At 40.1% G+C, this 19,782-nt stretch carries 17 protein-coding genes; 12 read left to right on the top strand and 5 right to left on the bottom strand.

The window, feature by feature from the left end; translation table 11 throughout:
- Nucleotides 1-3: 3 nt before the first annotated feature.
- Entirely contained in the window at nt 4-2,118 is a 2,115-nt protein-coding gene (gene ligA / locus ABXG83_RS07930; RefSeq protein WP_353548317.1) for an NAD-dependent DNA ligase LigA, read from the bottom strand.
- Between the two features lie 138 nt (nt 2,119-2,256).
- On the opposite strand from ligA, the gene ABXG83_RS07925 reads away from it, so the two are divergent.
- The 9 genes from ABXG83_RS07925 (at nt 2,257) to ABXG83_RS07885 (ending at nt 10,812) form a co-directional block, all read left to right on the top strand.
- Entirely contained in the window at nt 2,257-2,994 is a 738-nt protein-coding gene (locus tag ABXG83_RS07925; RefSeq protein ID WP_353548316.1) for an NUDIX domain-containing protein, read from the top strand.
- A gap of 259 nt (nt 2,995-3,253) precedes the next feature.
- Entirely contained in the window at nt 3,254-4,354 is a 1,101-nt protein-coding gene (locus ABXG83_RS07920; protein ID WP_353548315.1) for a SusE domain-containing protein, read from the top strand.
- An 81-nt stretch (nt 4,355-4,435) separates the two neighbouring features.
- On the top strand, nt 4,436-5,311 hold the full coding sequence (locus ABXG83_RS07915) for a YicC/YloC family endoribonuclease (protein ID WP_353548314.1): 876 nt from the start codon (nt 4,436-4,438) through the stop codon (nt 5,309-5,311).
- Between the two features lie 44 nt (nt 5,312-5,355).
- Nucleotides 5,356-5,823 (top strand): gliding motility lipoprotein GldH, encoded by a 468-nt coding sequence (locus ABXG83_RS07910; RefSeq protein WP_353548313.1) that lies wholly within the window; start codon nt 5,356-5,358, stop codon nt 5,821-5,823.
- Entirely contained in the window at nt 5,820-6,797 is a 978-nt protein-coding gene (locus tag ABXG83_RS07905; protein ID WP_353548312.1) for an ATP-binding protein, read from the top strand. The genes ABXG83_RS07910 and ABXG83_RS07905 overlap by 4 nt, the downstream gene beginning before the upstream one ends.
- The gene (locus tag ABXG83_RS07900; protein WP_353548311.1) at nt 6,797-7,498 is read left to right on the top strand and encodes a response regulator transcription factor; all 702 of its coding nucleotides are present in this window, start codon (nt 6,797-6,799) and stop codon (nt 7,496-7,498) included. The genes ABXG83_RS07905 and ABXG83_RS07900 overlap by 1 nt, the downstream gene beginning before the upstream one ends.
- Nucleotides 7,499-7,595: 97 nt before the next feature.
- Entirely contained in the window at nt 7,596-8,729 is a 1,134-nt protein-coding gene (locus ABXG83_RS07895) for an arginase family protein (protein ID WP_353548310.1), read from the top strand.
- A gap of 81 nt (nt 8,730-8,810) precedes the next feature.
- Entirely contained in the window at nt 8,811-9,344 is a 534-nt protein-coding gene (locus tag ABXG83_RS07890) for a PH domain-containing protein (protein ID WP_353548309.1), read from the top strand.
- Nucleotides 9,331-10,812, top strand: a complete 1,482-nt coding sequence (locus ABXG83_RS07885) for a PH domain-containing protein (RefSeq protein ID WP_353548308.1) — start codon at nt 9,331-9,333, stop codon at nt 10,810-10,812. The genes ABXG83_RS07890 and ABXG83_RS07885 overlap by 14 nt, the downstream gene beginning before the upstream one ends.
- On the opposite strand, the gene mutL is transcribed toward ABXG83_RS07885, so the two are convergent.
- The gene (mutL, locus tag ABXG83_RS07880; RefSeq protein ID WP_353548307.1) at nt 10,813-12,663 is read right to left on the bottom strand and encodes a DNA mismatch repair endonuclease MutL; all 1,851 of its coding nucleotides are present in this window, start codon (nt 12,661-12,663) and stop codon (nt 10,813-10,815) included.
- Nucleotides 12,664-12,785: 122 nt separating this feature from the next.
- Here mutL and ABXG83_RS07875 point away from each other — a divergent pair, with 122 nt between their 5' ends.
- The gene (locus tag ABXG83_RS07875; protein ID WP_353548306.1) at nt 12,786-14,507 is read left to right on the top strand and encodes a M3 family oligoendopeptidase; all 1,722 of its coding nucleotides are present in this window, start codon (nt 12,786-12,788) and stop codon (nt 14,505-14,507) included.
- Between the two features lie 54 nt (nt 14,508-14,561).
- On the opposite strand, the gene ricT is transcribed toward ABXG83_RS07875, so the two are convergent.
- Both ricT and ABXG83_RS07865 read right to left on the bottom strand, forming a co-directional pair.
- Complete coding sequence (gene ricT / locus ABXG83_RS07870) at nt 14,562-15,938, bottom strand: regulatory iron-sulfur-containing complex subunit RicT (protein WP_353548305.1); 1,377 nt, start codon at nt 15,936-15,938, stop codon at nt 14,562-14,564.
- Nucleotides 15,939-16,184: 246 nt separating this feature from the next.
- A complete protein-coding gene (locus ABXG83_RS07865) occupies nt 16,185-17,384 on the bottom strand; it encodes a hypothetical protein (RefSeq protein WP_353548304.1) in 1,200 nt (399 codons plus the stop codon).
- Nucleotides 17,385-17,506: 122 nt separating this feature from the next.
- Here ABXG83_RS07865 and ABXG83_RS07860 point away from each other — a divergent pair, with 122 nt between their 5' ends.
- Entirely contained in the window at nt 17,507-19,027 is a 1,521-nt protein-coding gene (locus tag ABXG83_RS07860; RefSeq protein WP_353548303.1) for an MFS transporter, read from the top strand.
- A 10-nt stretch (nt 19,028-19,037) separates the two neighbouring features.
- Nucleotides 19,038-19,259, top strand: a complete 222-nt coding sequence (locus ABXG83_RS07855) for a DUF6814 family protein (RefSeq protein ID WP_353548302.1) — start codon at nt 19,038-19,040, stop codon at nt 19,257-19,259.
- A gap of 1 nt (nt 19,260) precedes the next feature.
- Here the strand turns inward: ABXG83_RS07855 and aac(6') are convergent, their stop codons facing one another.
- Nucleotides 19,261-19,704 carry an aminoglycoside 6'-N-acetyltransferase gene (gene aac(6'), locus ABXG83_RS07850; protein WP_353548301.1) on the bottom strand — a complete coding sequence of 148 codons (444 nt, stop codon included), beginning with the start codon at nt 19,702-19,704 and terminating at the stop codon, nt 19,261-19,263.
- Nucleotides 19,705-19,782: the final 78 nt, after the last annotated feature.

Genomic DNA, 19,782 nt, shown 5'->3' with positions numbered 1-19,782 from the left:
TATTTATTGTGCAGCCACTAACTGTAAAAATTCTGCTTCACTGATGATTTTGATGGAGTTGATCTTTTTTGCTTTTTCCAATTTACTGCCTGCATCTTCTCCAACAACTAAATAGTTGAGTTTATTGCTCACCCCACTCAGTATCTGTCCGCCATGGGCTTCTGCCATCGCTTCTGCCTCACTTCTTTTTAATTGGGTAAGCGTACCTGTAAAAAGGAAAGTTTGTCCTTGTAAACTACCGCTTCCGCCGTTTTCTTTTTTGGTGTTCTTCAGTTGTAATCCAAGTGATTCCAGTTGTTTCAACATTTGAATATTCTGATCATTACTGAAAAACTGATATATACTTTTTGCTACTTTGATACCAACATCTTCCAATTGCTGAAGTTCTTCCTCTGTTTTAGTTTGATAATCCAGTAAATGTTCCACCGCATTCGCCAAGGTTTTTGCGGTGGTTTCTCCAACAAAGCGAATACCCAATCCATAGATCAAACGATACAAGGGCTGTTGCTTGGAAGCTTCAATGGCCGTTCTGAGATTGTCCAGACTTTTTTTACCAAATCCTTCCAGTACGCCGATTTTGTCAAAATCAAGCGTGTAAATGCCTGGGATATCTTTCAATAATCCCAGCTCATAAAATTTGCGGACATTGGCTTCGCCAAAACTTTTTATATCCATCGCATCTTTACTCACAAAGTGGATGATACGTTCTACTACTTGTGCTTCACATTCAATATTGATACATCTCCAGACAGCTTCTGTTTCTTCTTTGAATAAAAGAGAACTACAAACCGGACAATTCTTCGGAAAGAGAATATTTTCTTCTGTTCCTGTTCTTAGTTCCGGCATTGATTTAACGATCTGAGGGATAACATCACCTGCTCTTTCAATCAATACTGTATCGCCGATCTTTAAGTCTTTCTCCTTGATGTACTCTTCATTATGAACAGAGATGCTGCTAACAGTTACTCCACCCAAGTACACAGGATCTAATTTAGCAACAGGCGTAACCGCACCCGTTCTTCCTACCTGAAACTCAATGCCCCTTAGTTTAGTGGTAGCTTGTCGGGCTTTGAATTTAAAGGCAATGGCCCATCTGGGGTGATGAGATGTCATCCCCATTTTTTCCTGAAGATGCAAATCATTGACTTTTACAACCATCCCGTCAATTTCATAAGGAAGGTCATCGCGGCCTGCTTCAAAAGCAGTACAATAATCAATTACGCCTTGAATGCCTTTCACTACTTTTTTTTCTTTTTCAGGCGAACGAAATCCAAGTTCCCATAGTAGTGATAAATTACCGCCGTGTGTATCAAGTAACGGAGAAGCAGCAGCAGGGTTGTTGGATTCTTTCGTGTAAAAACTGATATGGTATAAAAAAGCATCCAGTCCTCTTTCAGCTACGTCTTTGGGATCTTTCATGCGTAAGCTTCCGGAAGCGGCATTTCTGGGATTGGCCAGAGGAGGAAGATTTCTGCTGGCTTGTAACTGGTTGTATTGATCAAAAGAAGATTTACTCATGATCACTTCTCCTCTGATCTCTACTTGCTGTATACCGAAAGATGAAAAAGATGCAGAGAGAGGGATTGATCTGATCTGTTTGATATTATTGGTGATTTCTTCACCTTCAACGCCATCACCTCGTGTAGCGGCTCTTACCAGTTGATCTTGCTCATAGATCAATGAGATACTGGCACCATCAAACTTGGGTTCTATACAATATTCGATTTCATCCAACCCCGTCAATTCCCTGGCTTTACGATCAAAATCTGTTAGATCATCAGCATTATAACTGTTATCTAAACTCAGCATGGGTACGAGATGACTTACCGTTGTAAACTGACTATTCAAACTACTACCTACTCTTTGTGTAGGAGAATCGGGAGTGATGAGTAAAGGATTTTTTTCTTCGGATCTTTGCAATAATTTATATAACTGATCATATTCGTAGTCTGATACCAATGGTTCATTTAAAATATAATACCTGTACTCATGGAACTGTAAGATCTTTCTAAGTTGTTGGCATTCTTCGGGTGTATCTATGAATGATTGCTGGATGATTTTTGATAACCAATGACTGGTTGCAGACTGTAATTGCTGAGTAAGTCCGGATGAATACATATATGTGATTTACAAGATAAAGTTAGTTGCTAATTGATTTAAGGAAAACATCCAAGTGGCAAGATACAGGCTAAGACGAATCTTTGTATCTTGCTGCACCCTGAGACTGAAAGATTGCTTAAAAAACGGATACCCCCGATGAAGAAACATTCCGGAAAAATTGCTCATGCCCCTCACCAGATAAAAGATGCTGTAAAACTGGTGCAATCATATCCTTCTGCTGCCATTACAGTTGACTGTGTAATCTTTGGTTTTGAAGAGAACAAATTGAAAGTTTTACTGATCAAGAGTGACCTTGAAGTATATAAAGGTCAATATTCTTTATTGGGTGATATTGTTCAGAAAAATGAGGATCTCGATGCAGCAGCATATCGTGTTTTGAAGCAGAGAACAGGTATGCATGATGTTTTTTTGGAACAGGTAAAGGTTTTTGGTAATCCGGACAGACACCCGGGTGGCCGAGTGATCACCATCGCATATTGTTCATTATTGAATATCAATCATCATGAGTTAATCATTCATGACAATGATCTGGATTGGTATAGTGTAAATAGTATTAAGAACATGGCATTTGATCATAAAGATATTGTTGACGTTTGTCATAAGTGGTTACAAAAAAGAATTCAAGAACATCCTTTGGGATTCAATCTTTTGCCAGAAAAATTTTCTCTACGTGAATTACAGAATTTATATGAAGCTATTTTAGGAGTGAGCTTAGATAGAAGAAATTTCAGAAAGAAATTCGCTTCAATGGATCTTCTGATCGATATCAATGAAATAGAGCAGGATGTTCCGCATCGCCCCGGTAAACTCTATAAATTCAATTTCGAAAAGTATACAAAGAGCAAACGCAAGTGGGTAGGGATTGATTTTTAGATAATTATATTTTTTCGTCAATACAATGACGAAATATTTACATAATTGCCGCTTTATATTTTTTGTGTAGTTTAAACACTACATGTCTGAAGTTGTACAGCTACGATAATAAAACTACATTTGTGAAACGCTTATACTTTCCCTCTAAGTAATTTTGTCGTGAACAATTCCCCCTATTCATTGTTTAAGTTTTGTGACTTAAAATCCAATATGCATATGAACAGCATTTTAAACAGCATGTTCGCAAAATTGGATGGCCATGAGAAAATTACCACACAAATTTTTATTCTTTTCCTGTTTATTCGTAATACCATTTTTTTATTGCAAAAAGCAAATAGATTTTGCTGCTACAGTATCTCATGAGCATTTGCCTCAATTATCATTAAGAGCATCCTCTTCAAAAATTGTTTTGTATCAATCCAACGCTAAAATGACAGCAGTGCGGTTTGATTGGGGATATTTAAGTCAAACACCTGCAGATGCCATTTATTATTTACTTGAGTTCTCATTAAAAGAAGATCAGTTTGCCAATCCGGTTGAGATCGCATTGGGTAGTAGTTTGGCAGCAGGTTTTACGGTAGAGGAATTTAATCAGCTCATGCAAAAGATCATTGAGCCGGGAGATGCAGGAGATGTTATTGCAAGGATCAAATACATGCGTCAGGTAGCATATAACAATATTAAAAGCTTAAATGGTGAAGAAGTGTATTACTCTGATCCGATATTACTTCAGGTTTCAACCTATCGCCACATCATTCAATATGAGTCTCCTGATTTTATGACCATACCGGGTAACTATCAATCCTGGAATCCCTTGCTGGCACCCAGATTGGTATCCAAACCAGCTGAAAAGGAATACGAGGGCTATGTATATTTCCCGATAGAGTATCCGCAGTTCTTATTTATTAGAGGTACGCAATGGAGTGATTTTACTTTTGGGTATATCGGTGGTAATAAATTTGGTTTCAAAGGAACTCCACTATCCATTTTTGGTGGGAAAGGATTTTACCTGCTCAGGGCCAGCACCAATACCAATACATGGTCTTATACAAAGATCAAAAGCTGGGGCTTATCGGGAAGTGCACTTGGCGGGCAATTACCCCAAGATCTAGAAATGTCGCCAGATCCTTCCAATGAATGTATCTGGCGTGTGAATGTGAATCTAATTGAGGGTGAATTTAAGTTCAGGGCTAATAATGGGAATGAGATCGTATTTGGAAATCAATGGCCGGGGATCGATCATGTTCCTGATTATGATAGTGACGGGATCAGGATCAATAAATCCGGTAACTATACAATAGAATTAGACCTTTCTATACCCGGTAATTATTTATTTCATGTTCATTTAAACAGGCAATAGTCGTTGCATTCACTTCTGTAAGTCTTTTCACTGCTCAGGTTTCGATCATTTCAAGTACTTTTACTAGCTAACGGAATAGCTATGTTATATTCAATGACCGGTTATGGAAGGGCGGAACAAACACTGGCAGATAAAACGTATCTGGTAGAAGTTCGATCACTCAATGGTAAACAGTTTGATCTTCGTTTAACCATTCCTTCTTTACTCAAGCCCTTTGAGTTTGAGATCAGAAATATTTTGAATGAAGGCCTACAGCGCGGAAGTGTGGAGTGTAGCATTACCATCAAACAAAATGGAGCCAGTAAACCGGTAAGCATCAATAAAGAATTGGCAAAAGCGTATTACCAACCCGTAGCAGAGTTGGCGGATGAATTACAATTGCAAAAAGGAGATATCCTCAGTACCATCCTTAAACTCCCGGATGTAATTACCCCTTCCACAGAAATGATCACTGATGATGAGTGGAAGTCATTTGAAAAGGTATTAAAAGAGGCGATCTTACAACTGAATGAACACCGAAAAGATGAAGGACGATCATTGGAAGCAGATCTCAATCAACGACTCGCCAATATTGAAGCACATCAGTTAATGATCACTACCCTCGAACCTTTAAGAAGAGGAAAGATCAAAGAAGGGATCATCAAAGTGTTGGAAGAAAACGTAGGGAAAGAAAACTATGATCCGAACAGAATGGAGCAAGAGCTGATCTACTATATTGAAAAGATCGATATCAGTGAAGAACAGGTTCGATTGAAAAATCATTGCGATTATTTCCGTTCGATCCTGGCAGAGAAAGAGACCAGTAAAGGGAAAAAATTATCTTTTATACTTCAAGAGTTCGGCCGGGAGATCAATACCATGGGTTCTAAAGCCTATGATTCCCAGATCCAGCAATGTGTGATATTGATGAAAGATGAGTTGGAGAAAGCCAAAGAGCAGATCCTGAATGTTTTATGATATCCTTTTGTCAGCAGAAGCCGAGTAGTCATTAATTTTGCAACGTGAAGAAAATCATTTCCATACTTAGTATTTGTACCATTCTTTTATGCGCTTGTGGACAGGTAGATTTTTTTGAGCGTACAGAAAGATTCCCACAACAAGAATGGTCAACAGCTGTAGAACCAACCGCATCCTTTGATATCAAGGATACCACTGCTTTGTATAATATTTATGTGGTACTCAGACATACCGATGCCTATCGATACAATAATATTTGGGTGAATGTCATTACCCAATCACCCAATGACACTCCCAAAACCCAATTGTTGAATATTGTATTGGCTGATAATACCAAAGGTTGGTTGGGAACAGGTATGGATGATATTTATGACCGCCGGGCCCGCATTACCCGTGAGCCCATTTCACTCAAGAAAGGATTATATACGTTCAAGTTAAAGCAGGCCATGCGTGAAGATCCGCTGGCATATGTATTGAGCGCAGGTATCAGGGTTGAAAAAGTAAAACCATGATGCTCAGCAAGACCAAAGGATTGACCGTTGTTACCATTGTTTATTGGGTATTGCTCAGTTATATGGTGGCTGCGTTGATCTGGTGGTTTATTGCATTGGAGCGACAAAATACCAGTATCACTCAGATCCGTTTATCGGAACTTATCAAAGATGATCCAGCTTATGTTGATAAGGTGACAGCCATTGAAGAAGCGAAAAAAAGAAAGACCGCTCAATATATTGGTGAAGGAGTTACATTCCTTGCATTGATAATGGTGGGGGCAGTATTTGTTTTTAGGGCTACGCGAAGACAATTAAGACTGTCACAGCAACAGCAGAATTTCATGATGGCGGTAACACATGAGCTTAAAACACCGATCGCTATTACCCGTTTGAATCTTGAAACACTTCAGAAAAGAAAACTGGAAGAAGATAAACAACAGAAACTCATCAGTAATACCATACAAGAAGCCAATCGGCTGAATATACTTTGTAATAATATTTTGTTGGCAGCGCAATTAGATGCAGGAGCGTATACATCCAATAAAGAAGAGATTAATTTTTCGGATCTGGTAGAAGGTTGTATTGATGATTTTAAAACACGGTTCCCACAAAAAGAAGTAAAAGAGTCCATTACTGAAGGCTTATATATTCAAGGAGAAACTTTACTGTTGCAGATGTTGCTCAATAATCTGCTGGAGAATGCATTAAAATATTCCCCTAAAGAATCACCCATCGCCATCACTTTGTATGCTGAAAAAGATCAGTTATTGCTGAGTGTGGCAGATCAAGGGGTGGGGATTCCGGATGATGAAAAAAAGAAAGTATTTGATAAGTTCTATCGCGTTGGGAATGAAAATACCCGTACCACTAAAGGAACCGGATTAGGACTCTATTTGTGCAGCCGAATCGTTAAAAGTCATAATGGCTACATTTCTGTGACAGATAATCAACCGCAGGGAAGTAATTTTGTGGTAACCTTACAACAGGCATAATGGCATCAAAATCAACAATATTACTGGTAGAAGATGAAGAGAACCTTCATGAAACGCTCAAGTTGAACTTAGAGATGGAAGGTTATGAAGTGAGTTCTGCATTCAATGGAACAGAGGCTTTGAAAAAAGTGGCCAATGAATACTTTGACCTGATCATCATGGATATCATGTTACCTGAAGTAGATGGTATTGCAGTTACTGAAAGTATTCGTGTCAACAATAATGAAGTGCCTATCCTGATGCTTAGTGCAAAAAATGCCGGAAGTGATCGAGTATTAGGTTTGAAGAAAGGAGCAGATGATTATCTCACAAAACCATTCAACCTCGAAGAGTTATTGTTGAGAGTGGAAAAGCTCATTAACAAGAATAAAAAATTACAGGAAAAAGAAACCGTAGGTGATACCTATGAGTTTGGTAATAACAAAGTAGATTTCAAGGCACAAGATGCTATTACCTGGAACGGACAGCATATTGAGTTGAGTAAGAAAGAAGCCATGCTGTTGAAATTGCTGATCGAGAATAAGGGTGATGTAGTTACCAGGGAAAAGATCTTGCAAGTGGTTTGGGGTTATAATGTTTATCCTACTACCCGCACGATCGATAATTTCATTCTTAGCTTTCGAAAGTATTTTGAAGAAGATAGTAGACATCCCCGCTATTTTCATTCGGTGAGAGGCGTAGGATACAAATACATGGATTAAATACCGGCTCTTTTGCTTTCGTTTTTCAGGAATATCTTTTCATCTTTCTGCACAATTTTCAATGGAATCTGGCGTTATCTCTCTGAAAAAATAACGCATGTCGCTAGATACGATCATAGATTTTTTAGAGCCCGTTAATATCGCACAAATTTCCAATGACGAAGGGTTCAAAGACACACAACTCGGGAAGCATATAGCAGTATTCGATGAAAGTTTTCCGGATATTGAAATCGCTGATCTGGTGATCGTTGGCTGTGGTGAAATGCGCGGTGCCGGAATCCAATTCACACATACAGATAGTCCGGATGCAATTCGGAGTGAATTCTATCGATTGTATCACTGGCATACAGCAGTGAATGTAGCAGATCTGGGTAATGTAAAATGCGGGGCAACACTGCAAGACAGCTATGCAGCACTTCGTGTAGTATTACAAGAGTTATTGGCTTTAGGAAAGAAAGTACTGATCTTGGGCGGCTCACATGATATCACAACGGCTCAGTATCAGGCTCAAACTGCCAACGGAACCATCATTGATGCTGCCTGTGTAGATGCAAGGATTGATATGGATATGGAGAGTATGACGCCGGCAGATAATTTTCTGGTCGATCTGTTCACAGGTATGCCCAATTACTTAAGACACTATAATCATATCGGGTTTCAGAGTTATTTCATGCATCCGCAGATGCTGGAGACGATAGATAAACTTCGTTTTGATTGTTATCGGGTTGGTAAAGTCAAAGAAGATATTTCCGAGATGGAACCTGCCATCAGAAACAGCGATCTTTTTAGTTTTGATATTGCGGCCATTCAGCATGCACATGCTCCGGCTAATCATATTACACCCAATGGCTTCAATGGTGAGGAAGCCTGTACACTGATGCAATATGCAGGTATGAGTCATACCTGCAGAACCATTGGTATATATGGATACATTCCATCACAAGATGTTCATCAAATGACTGCTAAACAGATCTCTCATTTGATCTGGTATACCATGGATGGTATTCAAAAAGGGAAACAAGAAGCATCTATGGAAGACCGAAACTCCTTCAATGAGTTCACCCTGGCCTTTGCGGAAGTCGAAACAGTTTTCTTACAGAGTAAAAGAACGGGTCGTTGGTGGATGCAATTGCATGATGGCAAATATGTAGCTTGTAGTTATCGAGACTATCTCACAGCTTCCAATAATGATATTCCCGAAAGATGGTTGAGGGCAGCTGAAAGAATATAGTCATTCGCTCTTGCTATGATTGGGGGCCTAGTAATATTCTAATTTAATTGCGACATATACATTGAATAACTATTTTCATATATGTCATTCTCCAATTTGCCCATTGCAGACGAATCACTGCCACAGGTGCAGACGGTTCCATTTAAACCTATCCATGCAGACTATCTAAAAGTGTTACGGATCACTTGGTTGATCACGTTTGGGGTTATTTTAGCGGGCCTTGTAATACTTTTTGTATTTGTCACTAAGCTACAGACAGTACTATTGATCTCATTAGGAGTTGGTCTGTATTTGATCGTTACCGCCATTACAGTGATATCAGGAACCCGATCTTTTTTAAGAAAGAGGTATGCAGTAAGAGAAAGAGACATTTTATATAGTACCGGTTGGCTTTTCCAACATACACATATGGTTCCTTTCAATCGGATGCAACATTGTGTGGTAAACTCTGGGCCGATCGAAAGAAAATTTGGTTTGGCTTCTGTTAGTTTATATACCGCCGCATCCGAAGGGAAAGACATTACTATACATGGCTTACCACAGGAAGAAGCAGAGCGATTGAAGGATCTGATCATGCAACAAATTCAACCACTGCAGTCCCATGAAAACATTTGATCAGCCTCAAAGACAGTCGCCATTTGCAGTGGCCATCATGTTCTTTTATATTTTTCGTGTGGTCATCGGACAAGTATGGCCCTTTGCGATCGGTATATTTTTTGGGAAGAAGGAAAATATCGGGATGAAGTTTTTGATCATTGGTGGAGGCCTTGTGCTGTATATCTTGATCAAAACCTTACTTGACTATTGGTTTATGAAGTTCAGTATTCAACAGGGACAATTATTGGTCCGAAAAGGTGTTTTCACTAAAAAGAAAGTGACCATCCCATTGGAACGTATACAAGCAGTACATCTTGAACAAGGTCTCTTACACTCTTTAACAGGCACTTATAAAGTACTGATTGATACTGCCGGAACAGATGAAGCAGAACTAAAGATATACGCGATAGCTGCAGAAGATGCAACGGCCTTAAGAAACATACTGCTCAATGCCATGCAGCAAGCCGTTGATGACGGAAAAAGCGAAGCAACTGTTGCTGTAAATAATTATCAGTTGGTCAGTAAATTGAGTATCGGTGGTTTATTCAAACTCAGCTTATCGGCCAATCATTTGGAAACGATGGGTATCATCGCGGCTTTTGTGATCGGAAAATATGAAGATATCAAGCCATTGATCAATAGGATACCACTACTTCAACAATTGGATTCTTATAGTGATACCGTTCAATTCACCTGGACAGTTATTACCTCGCTCGTCATCATCAGTCTTATCATTACGATGTTGATCTCTATTGTTCGCACATTTCTTCGGTTCTATGATTATACGGTAAAAAAGGATGGAAAAGGATTTCATATTCGTTGGGGACTGTTGCAGGTCAAACAAAAAATGATCCCTTTCAATAAGATACAAATGGTGAGTTGGCGAAGTAATTTCGTTCGCAGATTGATCGGGTTGGGTTTGTTGCATCTCAAAGTGGCCGGACAAAAAGAGGAAAAGGTAAAACTGCGATTGGAATTACCGATCACTTCTCCGGAGCAGGTTACATCGATCATACATACATATCAAGTATCGCCCCCTCGTCAGGATTCAGGGCAAGGATATCAGATACATCCTTCATATATTCTGCAAAGAGCTTTTTTGATAACACTGCCGGCATTATTGATCCTTACTATTGGATTTTATTTTATCTGGCAATGGAACAGTCTGTGGATCCTATTATGGTGGCCCATTAGTATTGCCAAGAATTGGTGGTATTGGATGAATTTTCGCTTCTGGATTTCTACAGAAGGGCTGCAACGCTATGCCAGTACTTTTGGAAAAACGGAAATGCTTTTAAACTGGAATAATATACAATATGTGCATCTCAGACAATCACTCTTTCAAAAGAAAAGAGGATTGGCTACCTTGTTCTTACATACAGCGGCGGGTAGATTTGAATTACCCTACATTTCTTATGAGCAAGGATTGAGTATTAGCGATTATGCTTTGTATAAAACAGAGTCTACACAACAAACATGGATGTGATCACTTACCAAACATGCGATCTAAATAATCTTCTTTGAATTCAAGATAAGTGGGAGAGCCCGTTGGGGTTACATTCGGACTGGTGCAAGCAAATAATTCTTCAACCAATACCAGCATTTCTTTTTGTGAGAGTGATTGTCCGGCTTTAATGGCTTGTTGACGGGCCATACAGCGAATCAATTTTTCACGTTTGCTGAATTTGATATCTGAACTAAAGTGTTTGAATTGCTCGATGAGTAATTCAATGGCATGTTTTTCATTGCCGGGAAGAATATCTGCCGGAATTCCTTGAATCACAAAACTATTATTACCAAAAGGCTCTACCTGATAACCAATACTGGTAAGGTCTGGTAATAAGTCTTGTAAGAGTGCAGCATCTGCTGCTGCCAATTCTAATGTAGCGGGGAAAAGACTTTTTTGTGTAGCCATTTGTTGACCATGTGCTGCCACACTGTATTTATCATACAATATTCTTTCGTGCGCCAGTTGTTGATGTACGAGAATAAACCCGCTATTGGTAGAAGCAATGATATAGGTCTGATGTAACTGAAGCAAAGGCGTATCTGGTAACACCTGAATGGCCGCTGCTTTTGGAGTAATGCTTTGTAACAAAGAACTGGAGTAGTTACTGGAAGTTTTAGACTCGGATTCTGCAGCGGGGCTTTCAAAAAAACTCTTCCAATGTTTCAGTTCACCTGATTTATTCTCACGTTCAATAAAGTGAGCCTGATTTTTTTGGGTGAAAGTCTGGTATAAATTGGAAGATGCAACCGCTTGCTTTTTATCGTCGGTGAAAGGTTTGTTGACAGCGTCTAATCCTTGTATATCAGCATTGAGTGTAAAATCAAGAGAAGGGGCGATACTGAATTGGGCCAGTGCATGTTTTACCGCAGCCTGTACAAAAGCATAAATGATCTTTTCATCTTCAAACTTGATCTCTTGTTTGGTAGGGTGAACATTGATGTCCACTTGTGAAGGATCCAGATCAATGAAAAGAACATAACCCGGAAAACTATCTTTTGGTATCATTTCATCAAATGCAGTATTGACCGCATGGTTGAGGTATGCACTTTTAATGAAACGACTATTGACAAAGAAATACTGATCACCTCTTGTTTTACGGGCTGTTTCCGGCTTGCCTACAAAACCATAAATATTCATGTAATCGGTTTTCTCACCCACACTTACTAGTTTGGCATTATAAGTATTGCCAAGGATCTGTACGATTCTTTGCTTGAGTGTGCCCGGTTCTAGGTGAAATACTTCTTGTCCATTACTAGTGAGTGAGAAAAAGATCTCCGGAAAAGCCATCGCAACACGAATGAATTCATCCATGATATGCCGTAGTTCTGCAGCATTACTCTTCAGGAAATTTCTTCGGGCAGGTACATTGAAGAATAAATTTTTCATGCTGATGCTGGTACCTACCGGATAAGAGCATACTTCTTGTTTGATGACTTTGCTGTTTTCAATTTCAATGTAAGTCCCCAGCTCATCTTCTGCGCGGCGTGTTTTCATTTCCACCTGAGCTACTGCTGCTACTGAAGCCAAAGCCTCACCACGAAAGCCCATCGTTTTGATACGAAACAAGTCTTCAATTTGACGGATCTTACTGGTAGCATGACGTTCAAAAGCCATCCGGGCATCGGTATCACTCATACCCTTACCATTGTCGATCACCTGCACCAATGCTTTCCCGGCATCTGCAACCAATAATTTGATCTCAGTAGCGCCGGCATCCACTGCATTTTCCAGTAATTCTTTTACGGCACTGGCCGGACGTTGAATGACTTCACCGGCTGCTATCTGGTTGGCAATGTTGTCGGGTAATAATTGAATGATATCGTTCACAAAAAATCTCCTTGAATTCAGCCTGCAAAAATACGGCAAATGCCGGTGGCTTCGAACTTTTGAAAACTTTTAAAACTTTCCAAAGGTTTTGCTGGTACTTTTGCGCTGTAAAAATCAAGATTATGACTTTAAGTGCGGATATCAAAAAACTGGAGCGTCGTTTTGTGCCTAAAGACTTTGTGGTGACCACCTGGGAGTCGCTGGAACCCTTTTTTAAAGACCTGGCGGAACGTTCGATTGATAGCAGAACGGCATTGGAACAGTGGATGCATGACATGAGTGAGGTAGAAGCTGTTGTTAGTGAAGATGCATGCTGGCGTCAGATCAAAATGACTTGTGATACGACCGATCCCAAATTGGAGGAAGCATTCACTTATTTCTGCATGGAAATTCAACCCAAGTTGCAGCCTTATGCAGATCAGCTGAACAGAAAACTGATCGATTCGCCTTTCACCAAAGAATTGGACCAACAGAAATATTTTACCTATTTACGAGGGGTTAAAAAAAGTATCGACCTTTTCAGAGAAGCGAATATTCCGTTACAGGCTGAGTTAAGTGTCATGCAGCAACAATATGGAGCGATTGCAGGTAAAATGACTGTGGAAGTGAATGGTGAAGAATACACTTTGCAGCAAGCAGCAAAATTCCTGGAGAGCCATGATCGAGCATTAAGAGAGCAGGTATATCGTAAGATTCAAGAACGCAGGCTGCAGGATAAAGATGTAATGCATGACCTGTATACACAATTGATCACTAAAAGACATCAGGTTGCACAAAATGCAGGCTATGCCAATTACCGTGATTACAAATTTGTAGAACTCGGTCGTTTTGATTATACCAAAGAAGATTGCTTTCAATTTCATGAAGCAGTGAAATTGCATGTACTGCCATTGATTGAAAAAATTTATCAGAAGAAAAAAGAAAAACTGGGATTGGATGTACTTCGTCCATGGGATACAGAAGCAGAGCCGGAAGGAGTACAGCCTCTAAAACCTTTCACGAATGGACAAGACCTGTATGAAAAGTCAGTGGCTTGTTTTGAACAGTTGAATCCTTTTTTTGCCAACTGTTTACGCAAGATGAATGAACTCGGACACTTTGATCTGGAAAGTCGAAAAGGTAAAGCGCCGGGTGGATACAATTGTCCACTAACCGAAAGTGGAGCTCCTTTCATTTTCATGAATGCAGCCGGACAAATGAGTGATGTTACGACCATGGTACATGAAGGTGGACATGCCATTCATTCTTTTTTAGCGCATGAATTGGAACTAAGTGCTTTCAAAGAATATCCAATGGAGATCGCTGAAGTAGCGAGTATGGCCATGGAATTATTCAGTATGAATCACTGGCAAGCATTCTTTGATAATGAAGAAGACCTGAAGAGAGCAAAAGAACACCAGCTTGAAAGAACCATCACTATTTTTCCGTGGATCGCTATTATAGATAAATTCCAGCATTGGGTATATGAACATCCTACACATACCGTTGCTGAAAGAACGACAAAATGGATGGAGATCTTACAAGAGTTTTCAACAAATAGTATTGATTATACAGGATTGGATATGTATCGTGAGATCGGTTGGCAGCGTCAGTTGCATTTATTTGAAGTGCCATTTTATTATATCGAATATGGTATTGCGCAATTGGGTGCAATCGGTTTATGGATGCAGTATCAGGAAAATCCGAAACAAGCTTTAGATCATTATATCAAAGCCCTTTCATTAGGAGGTACTCGTACACTACCTGAACTCTATGCAGCAGCAGGATTGAAATTCGATCTTTCACCGGCACACATCAAGACCTTGATGGAATTTACAGCGCAAGAGATGGAGAAGTTGAATTAAAAAATCGTTCTAAAAAAGAGGCCGCATCATAGCGGCCTCTTTTTTATAGTTATACTAAGCTTCTGGCTTTGGTTTTTGATCGCCTCCTTGATTTCCCTGAGGTCTAGGGCCTTGCCCTCTTCCTTGATTTCCTTGTGGTCTTGGACCTTGGGGCCTGTTTCCTTGCTGATTTCCCTGAGGTCTAGGACCTTGCCCTCTTCCTTGATTTCCTTGCGGTCTTGGACCTTGTGGCCTGTTGTTTTCTTGTTGATTTCCCTGGGGTCTAGGGCCTTGCCCTCTTGTACCCTGTTGCTGCCCACCGTTTCTTCTATCACCACGCTGTTGATCTTTTCTGCGTTTATCATTGCGTTCCAGACTGCGTAAACTGATTTGTCCAACCACATCCACAAAAGCAGGTTCCACTTCTTTGGGCTTACTGCTGGTAACTTCAACCGGTTGCAACTCTTCTACTTTCTGTCCTTGTTGATTCAAGCGTTTAATTTCCTTCACTCGCTGAATGGTCAGTGGGTAGTGTTTGGTATTGTTCGGTAATACATACCACATCAGGTTCTTAAAGATATCTTTCTTGATCAGGTATGCAGTACCCATCACGGTATCCAGCTGATCGGCATAATCCGGGAAATGTTGCAGTGCATCTAAATAAGTATCCAACTCATAATTCAAACAACATTTCAAACGGCCACATTGTCCGCTGAGCTTGGTTTGATTGATCGATAAATTCTGGTAACGTGCTGCTGTTGTATTTACGCTTTTGAAATCATGTAACCAGGTACTGCAGCATAATTCGCGACCACAGCTACCGATACCGCCCACTTTTGCAGCTTCCTGTCGAATACCGATCTGACGCATTTCAACTTTTACCTTAAAATCATTCGCATATTGCTTGATGAGTTCACGGAAATCGACACGGTCATCTGCTGTATAAAAGAAAGTCGCTTTTTTACCATCAGCCTGTACCTCTACTTCACTCAATTTCATTTCCAGATTCAGTGTGCGGGCCATGGCTCTGCTTCGGGCCAACATTTCTTTTTCCCGGGATTTACTGATCTGAAAACTCTCAATATCTCTTTCAGTACTTCTGCGAAGGATCTTTTTCATTTCAGGGTTGAACTCATCTACCCCTTTTTTCTTCATCTGGATACGAACCAATTCCCCCGTCAAGCTCACTTCGCCAACATCAAATCCGCTGACGCCTTCAACAGTTACATAATCACCTTTTTCGAAAAATTGCAATGTTGTATTTCGGAAAAATTCTTTGCGACTGCCCTGTTTAAAACTTACTTCAACCACTTTACAAGAACTTTCAGGGTCACTGAAAGGTAGGTTCATGAGCCAGTCGTGTACATTCAGACGATTACAGCCACCAGTGCTGCAGCCGCCATTGCTTTTACATCCGTTCGGTTTACCCGTTCCACAAGATCCACATCCCATATTAAAATCATTGATCAGATTAATAACTAAATAGGGGAGTTTTTATTGTGTGTGGACTGTAGTACTGCTATGTGGCTGCGGTTGTGTCACTCACTTCAACGTTCTGAACACTGATGATCAGTGATTTACGATGATAGGATGGTCAAATAACCGTTCATAGTTTCAAATGTATGATGGATCAGCACTTGGCAAATAATACAAAACCACAATTCCTCCCGCTCTGTTTCCCCAAACCGGGGTTTAGGGCTACCCGTTCAAAATTAGGGTTTTGTTCTGAATGATGTGATAGAGTTTCAGGGTAAGGGCCTGAAACAGCATTTTGGCATTGGCATTTCGCTCAATATAGTAGGAGGCTCGGTCCAGCTCTTCAATAATGGCCTGTTGCTGGCTCACAGAGGCGATTTTATTCAATCTACCCGCAAAATCTCTTTCCTGATCACCTGCCGCCACATTCTCGGCACCCATAACCCGGATGCGGATACTCATTTCTAACAGGTGATTAAAATAACGCAAGAACTGCTTCTGTTTCTCCCGGCCCAACTCACTGATCTCTGCCGTAAACTTGATTTGCGCCAATGGCCCACCCTTTAAAGTGGCATTGAGCCAATCGCGCAGCAGACTTTGCCAATCTTCTTCCGCATGTTGCAACAATTGTAAAGCCTCCCGATAATTACCTTCTGCAATGGCCGCGATTTGACGGGCTGTTTCAGGATTTGCTTTGGCACGGTCTATTAGGGCTTGCTCAATTTCTGCATCTTCAAGCATTGGTATTTTCACCAATTGACAGCGGCTTAGAATAGTGGGTAAGATCTGCTCTTCACTTTCAGCTACTAGTATGAATAAAGTATTGGGTGGTGGCTCTTCGATGAGTTTAAGTAGTTTATTTCCTTCTTTCCCCAAATACTCGGGCATCCATAATACCAACGCTTTATAATCACTCTCAAAACTTTTCAGACTCAATTTGTGAATGATATCATTACACTCATTGGCAGTAATATTTCCTTGCTTGTTTTCTGCACCAATGAATTGCAACCAATCGTACACATTCCCATAAGGATATTGCTGAATGAATTCACGCCATTCGGAGATATAATCCGTACTAATGGGCTTATCACCTGGTTTTCTGGAGATCACCGGATATGAAAAATGGAGATCTGGGTGCATCAACTGCGCAGCTCTGGTAAAAGCAGCTTGTGTATGAATATCATCCGGAGAAATATAGGATGGCCCTGCTTCCATCGGGGTAAATCCACCAAACAGATCGGCAACCGGTTCAGAGGCATTGGGTTGACATATCACAAACTGCGCAAAAGCAAGCGCCATCGGTAAAGCACCACTCCCTTCTTTCCCCAAAAACAGCAAAGCATGACTCAACCTGTTCTGTTGAACCATTTCAGCAAGATGCTGCTTTACGAGTGTCTGTCCAATGATGTCTTTGAATAACATGTCCGGAACGAAAGTAAGGGAACTGATGAATTAAATCGAATACTGTGGGGAAGTTTCAGGCGGGCGGGTCTGTGATTGTCCACTTGGGAAAATCAGTTCTTTACAGTAAGTTGTATACGCTTATGAAAAAAGAAAAAGGTATTTGGAAAGTTATTACGGCTTCATCTTTAGGTACTTTGATCGAGTGGTATGACTTTTATATTTTCGGAAGCCTGGCTACAGTTATTGCCGGACAGTTTTTTCCTAAAACAAATCCGACTGCCGCGCTGCTCTCTACGCTGGCCACTTTTGCTGCAGGCTTTATTGTTCGTCCATTCGGAGCACTGGTGTTTGGTCGTCTTGGTGATATCGTTGGACGTAAGTATACTTTTTTACTTACACTGGTGTTGATGGGTGGTTCCACATTCGCCATCGGACTAGTGCCTTCTTATGAAAGTATTGGCTTTGCTGCACCCGTGATTGTTCTCTTATTACGGTTATTGCAAGGACTGGCTTTAGGTGGTGAATATGGCGGTGCTGCTACTTATGTGGCTGAACATGCACCTGCCGGACGAAGAGGTTATTTCACATCCTGGATACAAACCACCGCAACACTCGGGCTTTTTGTTTCATTAGGTGTTATTCTCATTACCAGACACGCATTGGATGATGATCCGCAGGCTTCTATTGCCAAATTCAATGACTGGGGCTGGCGCATTCCTTTTTTATTATCGATTGTGTTGGTGATCGTATCCATTTATATCCGTTTGAAGATGCAAGAGTCTCCTTTGTTTTCACAACTGAAAGCAGAAGGTAAAACAGCGACGAATCCGTTGAAAGAAAGTTTTGGACATAAGGCCAATCTGAAAATGGTACTGCTGGCTTTATTTGGAGCAACTATGGGACAAGGTGTGGTATGGTACACAGGTCAGTTTTATGCACAGTCGTTTTTGGAGAATGTTTGTAAGGTTGATTTTGACCAATCACGTACCATCTTGATATGGGCCATACTTTTTGGCACTCCTTTTTTTGTATTCTTTGGCTATTGGAGTGATAAAGTGGGAAGAAAATGGATCATGCTACTCGGCATGTTATTAGCAGTCTTCACCTATAAACCTTTGTTTCAACAATTATTATTCCTCAGTGATGTCGAAAGAAAAACAGAAATAATTGAAGAGCGGAGGGAACAAACAACATTACAACCTATCGCAGGTGCTACAGATTCATTACGCATGATTGAGATACACCAATTCTATACTGACGGAACCCAATTGCATGTGGTTACCAAAGACACTTTATACGCTGATATCAATAAGTTCACCGTTAAGCCTGCCATACAACAAAGCAAACAAATGGGGAATAGTGTGTACTGGAAAATGATATTGATTGTTTTTCTGATGATCATTTATGTAACCATGGTCTATGGACCGATCGCTGCTTTTCTCGTAGAGTTATTTCCCACCAGAATTCGTTATACCTCTATGTCATTACCGTATCACATTGGAAATGGCGTTTTTGGTGGATTAACACCTTTTGTCGCAACACTTCTAACTACGATCTATACCGGTGATCCATTGGTTGGACTTATGTACCCGATCATCATAGCAGGTATTTGCGTAGTGATTGGAGCTATTTATTTGAGTAACCGAAAAACCCTCCATTAAAACATTCAATATGAAACAACTTAAGCGCATCATGGGTTTTATATGGATGATATTAGGTCCATTAGCTGTTATCTTTTTGATTCGAACCGCATCTTCCGAGATCGCAACAAAACCATCTGCAGATACCTGGATACAATGGGGCGTATTTGTTTTGGTATTCTTGCCCATTGCATTCGGACTCAGTTTATTTGGATATTACGCAGTAAAGGGAGAGTACGATAAAGAAAATTGAATCAGGAGTGTATCTTTTTTATGTAACAAACAAGTCTGTTTACTTCTTTAAATCCAGCTTGTTGATGAAAGAGCTGACTAATTTGATTATTTATTTCTGTGTCAGAAGCTATTTCAGTTAACCCATTAGATATTGCCCATTTTTCTCCACTTGAAAGTAATGCACTCGCAATTTGATTTTTTCTATAATCAGGCTTCACATATATTCCCTCTAAGTAGGCGGTCTTGTTCGATTCCGCACCTTCAACATAATCGTATCGGATACTAATATGAATAAAGCCAATATATGCATGTTCAACTTTCGCTAATGCACAATAATGATCCGGCGAATACATAAATTGTTTCCATTGATTTTTTTCTTCATCATAATCGCATTCCGGCCAAAGCGCTAATGTCAATTCGATGATTGGATCAATGGTTGTATCTGATAATAATTGAATATCCATAGCATAGAAATTTAGCTATAATTCAACTAATATAAGACCTGGCATACATTTTCCGATCATTTTAATTAGCTACTAAGC

Source organism: Sediminibacterium sp. KACHI17, from assembly GCF_040362915.1.
Classification (GTDB): domain Bacteria; phylum Bacteroidota; class Bacteroidia; order Chitinophagales; family Chitinophagaceae; genus Sediminibacterium.
This window is presented reverse-complemented; position numbering and strand designations above follow the sequence as displayed.

Bases quoted from the DNA above. Each gene is read 5' to 3' on its own strand.
- ABXG83_RS07915 (WP_353548314.1), top strand. From the start codon at position 4,436: ATGTTATATTCAATGACCGGTTATGGAAGGGCGGAACAAACACTGGCA.
- ABXG83_RS07875 (WP_353548306.1), top strand. From the start codon at position 12,786: ATGACTTTAAGTGCGGATATCAAAAAACTGGAGCGTCGTTTTGTGCCT.
- ABXG83_RS07925 (WP_353548316.1), top strand. From the start codon at position 2,257: ATGAAGAAACATTCCGGAAAAATTGCTCATGCCCCTCACCAGATAAAA.
- ABXG83_RS07905 (WP_353548312.1), top strand. From the start codon at position 5,820: ATGATGCTCAGCAAGACCAAAGGATTGACCGTTGTTACCATTGTTTAT.
- ABXG83_RS07895 (WP_353548310.1), top strand. From the start codon at position 7,596: ATGTCGCTAGATACGATCATAGATTTTTTAGAGCCCGTTAATATCGCA.
- ABXG83_RS07890 (WP_353548309.1), top strand. From the start codon at position 8,811: ATGTCATTCTCCAATTTGCCCATTGCAGACGAATCACTGCCACAGGTG.
- ligA (WP_353548317.1), bottom strand. From the start codon at position 2,118: ATGTATTCATCCGGACTTACTCAGCAATTACAGTCTGCAACCAGTCAT.
- ABXG83_RS07865 (WP_353548304.1), bottom strand. From the start codon at position 17,384: ATGTTATTCAAAGACATCATTGGACAGACACTCGTAAAGCAGCATCTT.
- ABXG83_RS07855 (WP_353548302.1), top strand. From the start codon at position 19,038: ATGAAACAACTTAAGCGCATCATGGGTTTTATATGGATGATATTAGGT.
- ricT (WP_353548305.1), bottom strand. From the start codon at position 15,938: ATGGGATGTGGATCTTGTGGAACGGGTAAACCGAACGGATGTAAAAGC.
- ABXG83_RS07885 (WP_353548308.1), top strand. From the start codon at position 9,331: ATGAAAACATTTGATCAGCCTCAAAGACAGTCGCCATTTGCAGTGGCC.
- ABXG83_RS07860 (WP_353548303.1), top strand. From the start codon at position 17,507: ATGAAAAAAGAAAAAGGTATTTGGAAAGTTATTACGGCTTCATCTTTA.
- ABXG83_RS07900 (WP_353548311.1), top strand. From the start codon at position 6,797: ATGGCATCAAAATCAACAATATTACTGGTAGAAGATGAAGAGAACCTT.
- ABXG83_RS07920 (WP_353548315.1), top strand. From the start codon at position 3,254: ATGAGAAAATTACCACACAAATTTTTATTCTTTTCCTGTTTATTCGTA.